General features: G+C 72.3%; 12 protein-coding genes and 1 pseudogene. 8 read left to right on the top strand and 5 right to left on the bottom strand.

Annotation, left to right across the window (positions count from 1 at the left end):
* The first annotated feature begins 119 nt into the window (after positions 1–119).
* Entirely contained in the window at positions 120–1,412 is a 1,293-nt protein-coding gene (locus tag ACIGA3_RS14045; protein WP_399714464.1) for a hypothetical protein, read from the top strand.
* On the opposite strand, the gene ACIGA3_RS14040 is transcribed toward ACIGA3_RS14045, so the two are convergent.
* Positions 1,386–3,752, bottom strand: a complete 2,367-nt coding sequence (locus ACIGA3_RS14040) for an NB-ARC domain-containing protein (protein WP_399714462.1) — start codon at positions 3,750–3,752, stop codon at positions 1,386–1,388. The two genes, ACIGA3_RS14045 and ACIGA3_RS14040, sit on opposite strands and share 27 nt — an antisense overlap.
* Before the next feature lie 295 nt (positions 3,753–4,047).
* Between ACIGA3_RS14040 and ACIGA3_RS14035 the strand changes: the two genes are divergently transcribed.
* The 5 genes and pseudogenes from ACIGA3_RS14035 to ACIGA3_RS14015 form a co-directional block, all read left to right on the top strand.
* The gene (locus ACIGA3_RS14035) at positions 4,048–4,947 is read left to right on the top strand and encodes a glycoside hydrolase family 19 protein (RefSeq protein ID WP_399714459.1); all 900 of its coding nucleotides are present in this window, start codon (positions 4,048–4,050) and stop codon (positions 4,945–4,947) included.
* 173 nt (positions 4,948–5,120) lie between these two features.
* On the top strand, positions 5,121–5,786 hold the full coding sequence (locus tag ACIGA3_RS14030) for a HemK2/MTQ2 family protein methyltransferase (protein WP_399714457.1): 666 nt from the start codon (positions 5,121–5,123) through the stop codon (positions 5,784–5,786).
* Positions 5,787–5,898: 112 nt separating this feature from the next.
* Entirely contained in the window at positions 5,899–6,084 is a 186-nt protein-coding gene (locus ACIGA3_RS14025; RefSeq protein ID WP_399714455.1) for a CDGSH iron-sulfur domain-containing protein, read from the top strand.
* A complete protein-coding gene (locus ACIGA3_RS14020; protein WP_399714452.1) occupies positions 6,081–7,091 on the top strand; it encodes an iron-containing redox enzyme family protein in 1,011 nt (336 codons plus the stop codon). The genes ACIGA3_RS14025 and ACIGA3_RS14020 overlap by 4 nt, the downstream gene beginning before the upstream one ends.
* Positions 7,092–7,100: 9 nt before the next feature.
* A pseudogene (locus tag ACIGA3_RS14015) lies at positions 7,101–7,274 on the top strand (SDR family oxidoreductase); the annotation flags it as partial.
* A 70-nt stretch (positions 7,275–7,344) separates the two neighbouring features.
* On the opposite strand, the gene ACIGA3_RS14010 reads toward ACIGA3_RS14015, so the two are convergent.
* Together ACIGA3_RS14010 and ACIGA3_RS14005 are read right to left on the bottom strand one after the other, a co-directional pair.
* Positions 7,345–8,034: a hypothetical protein gene (locus tag ACIGA3_RS14010; protein ID WP_399714449.1), complete on the bottom strand. Its 690-nt coding sequence runs from the start codon at positions 8,032–8,034 to the stop codon at positions 7,345–7,347.
* A gap of 44 nt (positions 8,035–8,078) precedes the next feature.
* Positions 8,079–8,660, bottom strand: coding sequence for a hypothetical protein (locus ACIGA3_RS14005; RefSeq protein WP_399714446.1), 582 nt, complete (start codon positions 8,658–8,660; stop codon positions 8,079–8,081).
* 226 nt (positions 8,661–8,886) lie between these two features.
* On the opposite strand from ACIGA3_RS14005, the gene ACIGA3_RS14000 reads away from it, so the two are divergent.
* The gene (locus tag ACIGA3_RS14000) at positions 8,887–9,210 is read left to right on the top strand and encodes a DUF6343 family protein (protein ID WP_399714443.1); all 324 of its coding nucleotides are present in this window, start codon (positions 8,887–8,889) and stop codon (positions 9,208–9,210) included.
* Positions 9,211–9,286: 76 nt separating this feature from the next.
* On the opposite strand, the gene ACIGA3_RS13995 is transcribed toward ACIGA3_RS14000, so the two are convergent.
* Together ACIGA3_RS13995 and ACIGA3_RS13990 are read right to left on the bottom strand one after the other, a co-directional pair.
* Positions 9,287–10,474 (bottom strand): zinc-dependent alcohol dehydrogenase, encoded by a 1,188-nt coding sequence (locus ACIGA3_RS13995; RefSeq protein ID WP_399714441.1) that lies wholly within the window; start codon positions 10,472–10,474, stop codon positions 9,287–9,289.
* A gap of 251 nt (positions 10,475–10,725) precedes the next feature.
* The gene (locus tag ACIGA3_RS13990) at positions 10,726–10,941 is read right to left on the bottom strand and encodes a hypothetical protein (protein ID WP_399714438.1); all 216 of its coding nucleotides are present in this window, start codon (positions 10,939–10,941) and stop codon (positions 10,726–10,728) included.
* 214 nt (positions 10,942–11,155) lie between these two features.
* On the opposite strand from ACIGA3_RS13990, the gene ACIGA3_RS13985 reads away from it, so the two are divergent.
* On the top strand, positions 11,156–11,536 hold the full coding sequence (locus ACIGA3_RS13985; RefSeq protein WP_399714435.1) for a DUF3040 domain-containing protein: 381 nt from the start codon (positions 11,156–11,158) through the stop codon (positions 11,534–11,536).
* Position 11,537 lies beyond the last annotated feature (1 nt).

The raw sequence follows: 11,537 nt of genomic DNA, 5'->3' as shown, positions 1-11,537 counted from the left end.
AGCCGGAAGCCGGAAGCCGGAAGCCGGAAGCCGGAAGCCGGAAGCCGGAAGCCGGAAGCCGGAAGCCGGAAGCCGGAAGCCGGAAGCCGGAAGCCTTTGGCCTGACGGACGAGTGGCTCATGCACGACGGGCAGGTGATTCCGTCCGCCATCGTGTTGTCGCACAGGGAACAGCTCGGGCGGCTCGCCCAGGGGTGTCCGGAGGCGCTACCGGTGGCCTATGTCGCTGGAGACCCGTGTCTCGACCAGCTGACGACAGGTACCGCGTTCCGTCAGACGTACCGACGGGCACTCGGCCTCCTGCCCGGCCAGCGGCTGGTGGTCGTGTCGTCGACCTGGGGGCGCGGCTCCGTTCTCGGCTCGCCGAGTACCACCGCCCTGCGGCGCGCCCTCGCGGAACTCCCCGCCGACGAATTCCGAATTCTGGCGGCCATACACCCGAATGCCTGGTACGCACACGGCGCCTGGCAGATCCGCACCTGGCTCGCCCCGCTCCTCGACCACGGCCTCATTCTCCCCTCCCCCGAATCCGAGACATGGAAATCGGCACTCTGCGCGGCGGATTTCCTGATAGGCGACAGTGGATCACTGAGCCTGTACGGCATCGAACTCGGAATTCCCACCCTGCTCGGCGCCTTTCAGGATTCCGTCGTGGCCCCGGATTCCCCCATGCGGAAACTGGGCGACCTCGTACCCCGGCTCGATGCCGCGCGACCGCTGCCCGATCAGCTCACCCGCGCCGCCGAAGCCCAGCGCGACGACCCGGAACTCGCCGCGCTGCGAGGAAGCGTGACGTCGGAGCCGGGCAGGTCGGCCGCCCTCCTGCGCCGACTCCTCTACTCGCGGCTGGACCTGGCCGAGCCCTCGCACCCGGCCGCGACCCGGGCGATCCCCGTACCGTCGATTCCGGCCGAGGACGGGCGCCGGCTGCCCCAGCTGCCGGCCATGGCGGTGACCACCGAGGTCGAGGAACGCGAAGCGACCGTCTCCGTGCGGCGCCATCCCGGCCCGTTGCAGGGCAGTCAGCAGCGTCACCTCGCCGGTGCGCATCTGACCGCCGACCCGGACGACCCGGACCCTCGCTGGCCGAGGTCGGCCGATGTACTGGTCCTCCCGCGCGAGCGGTGTCCGCGTGCTGAGGCGGTGAAGTGGTCCGACTTCGCCGCCCGGTATCCCGCGTGCGGTCTGGTCGCCGTCGAGGAGGCCGACCGGGGCTGCACGGTCCTGTTCGCCGACGACACACGTCTGCGGGCGCGCTGGACCGACCGTCCCACGTGGGCTTCGTTCACCGTCGCCGCCTCGGCCGTCCACGCCTGGGCAGAGCGCTTCCCCGTCCGTGAACACGTCCGTATCGAGGTTCGGGCGGGTGACCGCCTCGCCCCCGCCCTACTCGAAGTCGCCCCCGTCCGCTGACTCAGCCAGCCGCTCGCGCGCCTCGTCCGCGCGGGTGCTGCGAGCGGCGGTGAAGAGTTCGCGGGCGTTCTCCCAGTCGGCTGCGGCCCGGTCCCTGTCGCCCCGGTCCCGGTGGATGTCGCCGCGGAGCAGGTGGGCCGCGGCGAGGGTGTAGGCGGATTCCGCCTTCGGCAGTTCCGCGATGGCCGCGTCCATGGCGTCGGCCGCCGCGTCGAGCTGTCCGCGCACTCGGCGGTCCTCCGCGCACCTGAGCCAGGTCTTGCCGATGTTGAGCGCGATGTCCTTGCCCTCGCCGAGCGCCGTGAAGCGTTCGCGCGCCTCTCGCAGGGTGCGCTCGGCGTCGTCGTGGCGGCGCAGCGCGGTGTAGGCGGGGGCGCGGTGGTACGCGAGCAGGGCGAGGCCACGCGGGTGGTCGACGCCGTCGAGCGCGGCGATGGCCTCGTCGAGGCGTGCGAGGGCGTGCTGCGGGCGCTTCAGCTTCAGTTCCAGCAGGCCCAGGCCCTCCAGCGCGCTCGACCGGGTGCGCCGCTCCCCCTCGCCGCGGTCCGGTGTTTCGGGGCGTGCGTGGTCGAGTGCGGCCTCCAGGTGTTCGCGCGCCCGGCGCGGGTCGTCCTCCTCCACGTTCCAGCGGTCCAGGTGGGCGAAGCCGAGCTGGTAATGCATCCGCGCCGTCGCCAGCGGGTCGCCGGTCCGCTCGGCCGAGGCGAGGCCGGCCTCGTGGGACTCGATCCACTCGGCGTGGCCGGCCGTGCGGAGGTAGAAGGTCCACAGGCCCTGGCACAGGCGCCATGCCTCGCTGTGCAGTCCGGTGTCATGGGCCAGGTGCACCGCGGCGAGCAGGCCCGCGCGGCGGCGGCCGAGTTCGCGTTCGGTGTAAGTGCTCTGCGGCCGGCGGACGTGGCTCGCGTAGACGTTCATCGGGTCGTACCGCCAGCGGGAGGACAGGGCCGCCTCGCCGGACTCGGCCGTTCGCAGGTGGTGGCGGACGAACCAGCCCTCCGTCTCCGCGCGCTCGGCCTCGGTCGTCCCGCGTTCGGCGACGCTCACGGCATGGTCGTGGACCAGGGGGTGCATGCGGTAGGTGTCCACACCCTCGAACTCCACGAGCCGTGCCGAGACGAGGGCTTGCAGAGCGCGCCGCGCGGCGGCCGGTTCCCGGTCCGGGAGGAGCGCCAGTACGGAGTCCATCTGGAGGTCCAGGCGGGGCAGGACGCCGAGCCGTCGGTAGAGCAGGGCGGCGTCCGCGGCGAGGTGGGCGTAGCCGGTGTCGAGTGCGCCGGGCAGGTTCTGCGCGTCGTCCACGGTCAGCAGCTCCTGTCGTGAAACCCGGTCCGCGAGACGGGCGGTGATGTCCTCTAGCACCCCCGGCACCGGCGTCTTGAGCTGTCCCGCGACGAGTCGCACCGCCAGGGGCAGCCCGCCCAACTGCCGGACGATCGGCCGGAGTCGCTCGGGGCTCTCGGTGCTGCGGCTGACCTTGACGAGGAGTTCGAGGGCGTGGTCGTCCCGCAGGGGTGTCACGTCGACGGGTTCGAAGTCCAGCAGGGACTCCAGTGCGGCCGGGACCTGCTGTCCGGTCATCAGCAGGACGCAACGCGGCGAGTCCGGGAGCAGGGCGCGGACCTGGCCGAGCCTGGTCACGTTCTCCAGCAGGACGGACCTGGGCCGGCGGCGCAGGACGCGCCGTAGTTCGGCCGCCTTCAGATCGAGGTCGGCCGGGCGGTCCTGTCTCGGGACGCCGAGTTCGTCGAGCCAGCGCTCCAGGATCGCCGCCAGGTCGGCCGGGCGCCCGCGTTCGTCCGGGGACAGGTCGGCGTGCAGCACCTCGTCGGGGAGCGCGTCCTGCCGGGACTGGAGCCACTGGCGCAGCGTGGTGCGCTTGCCGACGCCCGGCAGGCCGCACAGGAACATCGCGGTCATGCGGTGCTCGGCCGTGCAGCGCGTCCAGTGGTCGTTCATCGCCCGCAGGACGGCCGAGTTGTTGACGTAGTGGACGATGTTGGCGAAGGCGACCGGAGCGGGGCTGCGTTCGATGGTCTCGCCGACGACCGCGCGCGCCCGGTCGGCGATCTCGGGGTGCTGGGCGAGGAGACCTTCGAAGCGAAGCGCCCAGGCGGTGAAGGCGGCCTGGGCCGCGTCCTCGTCGCCGGTTCCGCGCGCGTCGAGCAGGACCTGCCGGAGGTTCTCCAACTCGTCCTCGACCGGGGCGTGCCGGCCGCGCGCACCCCGGTCGAGGAGGGTGGCGAAGCGCTTCTTGCCCCATCCCCACAGGTCCTGCAGGGCCAGTCCCATGAGGCTGCTGGCGCACATGGCCGCCAGCGCCATCATCTCGGCTTCCACCGCTCTCCCCACGTTCCGGTCGCCTGTCGTTCCACCGACGGGTCCAACCGTAGAGATCACCCGCGGGACTTGACAGGGGTTCACGCCGATTCGCCCACAAGCAACTTGACCGAACTTCGCCCTTCCCCCGCCCACCCGCTTGACTGGTACAGACCAATGCGTTTGAGTGTGGCCCCACACCCCCCATCACGGCCGCCCCCCACGCCTTCGCCGGTGTCTCCGGTGTGTCCGCAGGGAGCGCGCTCGCGTTCTGTCCTGTGCTGGAACGGCCGTGAAAATCCAAGGAGTTGATTCAGTGTCGAGACGACACATCTCCGCCGCGCTGGCCGCGCTCACCCTCGCCGTGGCCCCCGTGCTGCTTCCGGCGCCGGCCGCGTCGGCCGCTCCGGCGGCCTCCTGTTCGAGCTACCCCAGCTGGGTGGCCGGCAAGTCGTACCGGGCCGGTGACATCGTCCGGTACACGGACGGCAAGGCGTACATCGCCGAGCACGACAACCCGGGTTACGACCCGATCATCAGCACCTGGTACTGGGACCCGTACAACTGCGACGGCGGCGGCGGGAACACGCCCGTCGGCAACTTCGTGGTCACCGAGGCCCAGTTCAACCAGATGTTCCCGAACCGGAACTCGTTCTACTCCTACAGCGGGCTCGTGAACGCACTCGGCGCGTACCCCGGCTTCGCCAACAGCGGCAGCGACACGGTGAAGAAGCAGGAGGCCGCGGCCTTCCTCGCCAACGTGAACCACGAGACCGGCGGTCTGGTCTACGTGGTCGAGCAGAACACCGCGAACTACCCGACGTACTGCGACTGGAGCCAGTCGTACGGCTGCCCGGCCGGCCAGGCGGCGTACTACGGGCGCGGCCCGATCCAGCTCAGCTGGAACTTCAACTACAAGGCGGCCGGTGACGCGCTCGGCATCGACCTGCTGCACAACCCGAACCTGGTGCAGAACGACAGCGCCGTCGCCTGGAAGACCGGCCTCTGGTACTGGAACACCCAGTCCGGCCCCGGCTCCATGACCCCGCACAACGCCATGGTGAACCAGGCGGGCTTCGGGCAGACGATCCGCAGCATCAACGGCTCCCTGGAGTGCGACGGCCGCAACCCCGCCCAGGTGCAGAGCCGCGTCGACGCCTACCAGCGCTTCTCCCAGATCCTCGGCGTCTCCCCCGGCGGCAACCTCTACTGCTGACGAGGGCCCCGCTCCCGGCGCGCCACGGCCACCCCGGCCGTGGCGCGCTCGTGCGTCACCGGCCGCCTCCATGCGGTGACGCCGGACCACGCCCGTCGCCCCCGACGTGTGGCCACCGCGACGAAGGGCACTCAGACACAGGCACGAGAACGCCCGGCGTCCAGGAGGCGGACATGGGAACACTGGCAGCGCTGCCGACACCACCGGGCGTGTACACCCCGCAGCACGACACCGGCCTCATCGCCCGCGCCCTGGAGCACGAACGCCTGGACGACGGCTCCGCCGTCCTCGACCTGTGCACCGGCAGCGGCGCACTCGCCGTACGGGCCGCGCTGCGCGGGGCACGGGTCACGGCGGTCGACATCTCCTGGCGCGCCCTGGCCACCGCGTGGTGCAACGCGCTGCTCGCCGGGCAGTGCATCACCGTCCGCCACGGCGACCTCGTCGCGGCCGTGCCGGGCCGAAGATACGACCTGGTGGTGAGCAACCCGCCCTACGTCCCCGCGCCCGCCCCGAGTCCGCCGAGCCGGGGCCCGGCCCGCGCCTGGGACGCCGGGCCGGACGGCCGGGTCTTCGTGGACCGGATCTGCGACAGCACCTCCGGCGTACTGCACAGCGGCGGGGTCCTCCTGCTCGTGCACTCCGCCCTGTGCGGCACCACCCCGACCCTGGACCGGCTCGCCGCCACCGGACTGGACGCCACCGTGGTGGACCGGGCCACCGTGCCCTTCGGTCCCGTGCTGCGCGAGCGCCGGTCCTGGCTGCACAGCCGGGGCATGCTGCGCGACCGGCACGAGGACCAGGAGGAGCTGGTGGTGATCCGCGCCGTGCGCCACTGACCCGGACGGGCCGTTTCGCCGGCTTCCAGCGGGTACTCGTGGGGGGACGCGAGGACCCGAGCCGAGAGGACGGTGGTCAGCCGTGCGCCGAGAAGCCGAGACCGTGACCGGCGTGACGATCACGCCCGACGGCCCGCTGCTCCTGCCCGGCCCGGTCGAGGTGACCTGCCCCGACGGCACGGTCGTCACCTCGCGGCGCTTCACGGTGGCCCTCTGCACCTGCCGCCGCAGCCGTATCTACCCCTGGTGCGACACCAGCCACCGCCGACGCGCGAAGAACGCGAAGGAGACGAGGTGACGGCGCCCGCGCTCCCCCAGCCGCGTGGCGACCTGTCCGCCTCGGTCGTCTCCGCGCTGACCGGCGGGGACACCGCGCTGGACCACACGCTTCCGGCTACCGTCGACCCGTACGGCGAAGACCTCCAGCTGGCCCTGTACACCCTCTACGAGCTGCACTACCGGGGCTTCGAGGGTGTGCCCGAGGAACTGGAGTGGGATCCCGGCCTGCTGGCGCTGCGCCGGTCGCTGGAGCGGCCGTTCCTCGCCGCGCTGCGCCGGGACGTGCCGCCGGGCGCGAGCGCCGCGGAGGCGCTGGACGCGCTGCTGGTCGAGCCCGTGGGGCACGACGACAGCAGTGTCAGCCACCATCTCCAGCGCGACGGCGAGCTGTGGCAGCTGAAGGAGTACGCGGCCCTGCGCTCGCTGTACCACCTGAAGGAGGCCGACCCGCACGCCTGGGTCATCCCGAGGCTGCGTGGCCGGGCCAAGGCGGCCATGGTCGCCGTCGAGTTCGACGAGTTCGGCGCCGGACGCCCGGACGAGATCCACGCCCAGCTGTACGCCGACCTGATGAGCGACCTCGGCCTGGACACGGCGTACGGCCGCTATCTCGACCGGGCGCCCGCCTCCGCGCTGGCCACGGTCAACCTGATGTCCCTGTTCGGGCTGCACCGCGCCCTGCGGGGCGCCCTGGTCGGCCACTTCGCCACGGTCGAGGTGACGTCGTCGCCGGGCTCCCGGCGGATGGCCGCGGCCCTGCGCCGTACCGGGGCGGGGGCGGCCGCGCAGCGGTTCTACGACGAGCACGTGGAGGCGGACGCCGTGCACGAGCAGGTCGTCCGCCGTGACGTGGTCGGCGGGCTGCTGGCCGACGAGCCGCACCTCGAGGCCGACATCGCCTTCGGCGTGCACGCCACCGGTCTGCTGGAGGACCGGTTCGGCGCCCATGTGCTGAAGGCGTGGCGGCAACAGCACAGCGCCCTGCGCACCTCGCGGCAGGGCGATACGGCAAGGAGGTCCCCGTGACCGAGAATCCCCTCCACCCCGGCGACGATGCCGGACACGGTCGAGTTCGGCAAGCAGTCCCCGCTCGGCCGCCCGGCCCAGCCGGCCGAAATGGCGCCCGCCTACGTCTTCCTGACCTCACCGCACGCGAGCTTCATCACCGCGGAGATCCTCAACGCGACCGGCGGCACACCGCTGCCGTGACCGCCGTACGACGCCGAGCGGCCCGGACCTCTTCGGTCCGGGCCGCCACCGCGTCTGGCGTGAGCGGTGCTCAGGCGTCCAGGAGCTGGTTGAAGAAGGTGCGGTACTGCTGGAGCGCCACGCGCAGCCCCTCGGTCTCGACCTGCTCGCCCCGGCTCCACTGGCCCTCGAGGTCCTTCTTGTGGTCGGCGAAGGTCGCGGCCAGCGACTGGATCACGTCGGCGACCAGCGCGTCCGCCGAACGGACCGCGTCCTTGGGGTCGTCGACGAAGGTGCCCTGGATCTTCGCCCAGCGCTCGCGGTAGTTGTCCGCCTCCTGGTGGGCGATCAGGGGGTCGGCACCCTCGTCCACCGAGCGCGGCTGACGCTCGCCCCGCGGCTGGTCACGGCCGGACGGCTCAGGGGTGCCGGTCCGCTCGTCCGTGGCGGTCCGCTCGTCCCTGCCGGTCCGCTCGTCCCTGGCGCCCCGCGAGTCCCGCGAGTCCCGCGGGTCCTCCGATACGGCCGACGCCTCGCCGGGGTAGGCCGGAGGGGGCGTGTCGGACCTCCGGTCGTCGGTGCGCGCGCCGGTCAGCGGGCCGGAGCGGGTGTCGGGCGGGGCGTCGTGGCCGGTGTCGGACGGCGCGCCGGACCGCGTCCCGGGCGCGTCGGACAGGGGGCCGGAGCGGGCGTCGGGACGGCTGTCCCGGCCGGGGCGGGCCAGGTCCTCCGTGGTCAACTCGCCCTCGCCGGGGCCGCTGTTGGTGTGCCGATCTGACATGACAACCTCGTTTCCGCTCGTGCCGTGATGGAATGCGCGCCGGGTCAGGCCGCGTCGTGCCCGGTGCTCTCGTGGTGCGGGGGCCGGCCGCTGCCCAGCAGGTCGTCGAAGAGGGTGCGGTAGCGCACCATGGCGCCGCGCAGCTCTTCGGTGGTCGCCTCGCCGTTCTCGTTGCGGAGGTTCACGTCGTGGGCGTCGCGGTAGTGCTCCAGGGTCTGGGCGTGCTCGACGGACAGGTCCCGCAGCTGCTGCTCGTACCCCTCGGTGGGGTAGCCGCGGTCCCGCATGAGCTGGGTGACCAGGCGGTCGGCGTCGTCGACGCTCTGCGCCGGGTGGTCGACGAACCGCTCCTGGGTGCCGCTCCACTCGGTGGCGTACCGGTCCCGCTCCTGGGGGGAAAGCTCCTTGAGGTCGAGGTCGCGGTGCCGCTTCTCGCGGGCCTGGAGTTCGCGCTCCGCCTCCCGCCTGCTCTCGCCGGACTGCACGGCCCGGTCGTACTCGGGCCCGAACTTCTCCTGGAGGTGGCGCCGGCGGCGGCGCGTCACGAGCCACACTCCCGCGGCGATCAGGATCAGGATGACCGCGATGAGAACCAGAATGGCGATCAGCGTTTGTGCGGTGGACATCGCCTCTCCCGCTGGGTGAGTTGAGTGGATGGGCGGGCCGGTCGTCGGCCCGCCGGGTACTCCGCCCGAGTACCCCGGCCCCGTTCCCGCACACCGCCTCCCGCCGGGCGCGCGGGGGTGATTGCCCGGCTGTGCGCGCGGGTACGCGGAGGCGGCACCGGGCAGCCCGGCCGTCCGTCGTGCGGCGGGCCGCACCTTCCTACGACGTGGGACGGGGATGAGGGGCATGAGCCGACGACACACTCAGGACGACACGGCACACGTGCCGCGCTCGCGTCCGGGGACGACCGGCCGCCGCCGGGAGCACACGGGGACCGAACCGGTCACCGCCCGCAGCGCGCTGAGGCTGCGGCTCGTGCTCGGAGTGATCGGGCTGCTCGTCTTCCTGCTCGGTACGGCGCTCTTCGCCCTGTGGGCGGGCACGGTGACGGAGCGGGACGTACCGGACCCCACCCAGCTCACGGTGCTGGCCGTCATCTGCGGGGTCCTCGCGCTGTTCGCCGCCGTGGACCTCGTGGTCGTCGTCCTGCGCCTCGTGCGCGAGCGGTGACGGCGACGCGCCTCAACCCGGCCGGGCGGCGGCCGGGTTGAGGCGCGGTCGGACACGGCTCACCACGGGATGGGGCTCACCACGGTTCGAGGACCGCCTTGATCATTCCGTCGCTCTTCGTCTGGAACGTCTCGTACGCCTGGGCGGCCTGCTCCAGCGGGAGGATGTGGGTGGCGAAGGTGTCCACGCCCAGCGGGTCCTCGTCGGTGAGCAGCGGGAGGATGTCGTCGACCCAGCGGTGGACGTTCGCCTGTCCCATGCGCAGCTGGATCTGCTTGTCGAACAGGGTCAGCATCGGCATCGGGTCGGTCATGCCGCCGTACACGCCGGAGAGCGAGATGGTGCCGCCCCGGCGGACGATGTCGATGGCCAGGTGCAGCGCGCCGAGCCGGTCGACGCCCACCTTCTCCATGATGCGCTGGGCGAGGGCGTCGGGGAGCAGTCCGGTGGCCCACTGGGCGGCCTTGGCCACGGGCGCGCCGTGCGCCTCCATGCCGACGGCGTCGATGACGGCATCGGCGCCACGGCCGTCGGTGGCGTCGCGGATCGCGTCGGCCAGGCGGTCGCCGTACTGCTCGAGGTCGTAGACGGTGATGCCGTCTTCCCTGGCGCGCTGGAGACGTTCGGGGACGAGGTCGACGCCGATGATGTTCTCGACGCCCCGGTGCCGGGCGATGCGGCAGGCCATCGCGCCGATCGGGCCGAGGCCGAGGACCACCAGGGTGCCGCCGGGCGGTACGTCGGCGTACTCGACGGCCTGCCAGGCGGTGGGCAGTACGTCGGAGAGGTACAGGAAGCGCTGGTCGGGCGGCCCGTCGGGGATCTTGACGGGGAGCCGGTCACCGAAGGGCACCCGGAGGTACTGGGCCTGCCCGCCGGGGACCTGGCCGTACAGCTTGGTGTAGCCGAAGAGGGAGGCGCCCTTGCCCCGGTCGCGCACCTGGGTGGTCTCGCACTGGGAGTGCAGGCCCTGACCGCACATGAAGCACTCGCCGCAGGAGATGTTGAAGGGCACCACCACCCGGTCTCCGGGGGCGAGGGCGGACACCTCGGAACCGGTCTCCTCCACGATGCCCATGGGCTCGTGGCCGAGGATGTCTCCGGGGTCGAGGAAGGCGCCGAGGACTTCGTACAGATGCAGGTCCGATCCGCACAGTCCGCTCGACGTCACGCGCACGATCACGTCGGTGGGGTCCTGCAACTGCGGGTCGGGGACTGTCTCGACCCGTACGTCTTTCCTGCCCTGCCAGGTGAGAGCGCGCATGTCTCCTCCAGGGATGTAGATGCTGCGTCTCGCTCCCCGCCGGGTACCCGGCGCCCCGGTGCTTACCCGGCGCGTGGCGGGCCGTGCTCGTCGGCGCCACCGGCGATGCCTGGCCGCAAGCCGCGTACTGCCGGGAAAAGCCTTGCCTGGAGCGGCACTTGGACGCCTTCGAGCCGACGCATCCCGAGATGCGGGTGACGGCATGGCGGCCGCGGCCGGTGCCGGCCTCGCCGGACACCGCGCCGCTCGCCTCAGCCGGAGGGCTCGTCGGGCACGGGCTGGTCCGGGCGCACCCCGGCGGACTCCGGTGCCCCGCGCGGGCCCGCGCCCGCCTCGTCCATGTCGGGCACCTCGCGGGCGTCGTCCCGCGTACGGGCGTCCCAGCGGTCCTCGCCATGGCTCGCCTGCTGGTCGGGCAGATCCCTGGGGACACGCCGGGTGTCCGGGTCGTGGTGCTGCTCCGTCATGGCTCCTCCTTCGTCGGCCGGGGTCACCGCCCGCGCGCGGATCGCGGCGAGCGGTCCGTCGCGGGTACCCCTGAGTCCGGCGGACATGCGGGGCCGGCCCGTCGCCGCGCGTGCGGGTCGGCCCAAAGCCGAGCCGCCAAGCAATTGAACGTTTCGCGTTTGAGGACAAAACAGACGGATACCCGCAGGCAGTCGTACCAGCAGCCAAGAGGAAGTGTTCACGGTGGGCGCAGCCGGCCTTACCCCGCAGGAATCGCGCAGACTGGCCGAGATAGAGGAGAGCTTGAGCGAGGACGAGGTGTTCGCCCAGCGGCTGAGCACCATGCGCGTCTCGAGCCGGTCGGTGACCTGGGTCCACCGGGCGCGGCGCCGGGCGCTCGCACTGTGGGTGGCCTTGGGCGCGCTGGTGACCCTGACGCTGCTCGGCCTCGACATCGTGCTGCGGCAGTCGTATCTGGCCTGGGCGATCGCGGCCGTGTGGCTGCTCACCGTGGCCGGTCTCGTGGGTCTGGTCGTGCGGGCGTGCCGTCGCTGTGAGGCGGCGGAGCGGGCAGGCCGTAAGACCCCGTGGCCGATAGATCCGTCGCAGGTGTGAG

The organism is Streptomyces sp. NPDC085596, from assembly GCF_044541565.1.
In the GTDB taxonomy this organism is placed as follows: Bacteria; Actinomycetota; Actinomycetes; order Streptomycetales; family Streptomycetaceae; genus Streptomyces.
The sequence above is the reverse complement of the archived record's forward strand: the minus strand, read 5'-3'. Positions and strand labels throughout refer to the sequence as shown.

What these genes read in the sequence shown, in the direction of transcription:
- ACIGA3_RS14045 (WP_399714464.1), top strand. Translation starts at nt 120, where the DNA reads ATGCACGACGGGCAGGTGATTCCGTCCGCCATCGTGTTGTCGCACAGG.
- ACIGA3_RS14030 (WP_399714457.1), top strand. Translation starts at nt 5,121, where the DNA reads ATGGGAACACTGGCAGCGCTGCCGACACCACCGGGCGTGTACACCCCG.
- ACIGA3_RS14010 (WP_399714449.1), bottom strand. Translation starts at nt 8,034, where the DNA reads ATGTCAGATCGGCACACCAACAGCGGCCCCGGCGAGGGCGAGTTGACC.
- ACIGA3_RS14005 (WP_399714446.1), bottom strand. Translation starts at nt 8,660, where the DNA reads ATGTCCACCGCACAAACGCTGATCGCCATTCTGGTTCTCATCGCGGTC.
- ACIGA3_RS14000 (WP_399714443.1), top strand. Translation starts at nt 8,887, where the DNA reads ATGAGCCGACGACACACTCAGGACGACACGGCACACGTGCCGCGCTCG.
- ACIGA3_RS13995 (WP_399714441.1), bottom strand. Translation starts at nt 10,474, where the DNA reads ATGCGCGCTCTCACCTGGCAGGGCAGGAAAGACGTACGGGTCGAGACA.
- ACIGA3_RS13990 (WP_399714438.1), bottom strand. Translation starts at nt 10,941, where the DNA reads ATGACGGAGCAGCACCACGACCCGGACACCCGGCGTGTCCCCAGGGAT.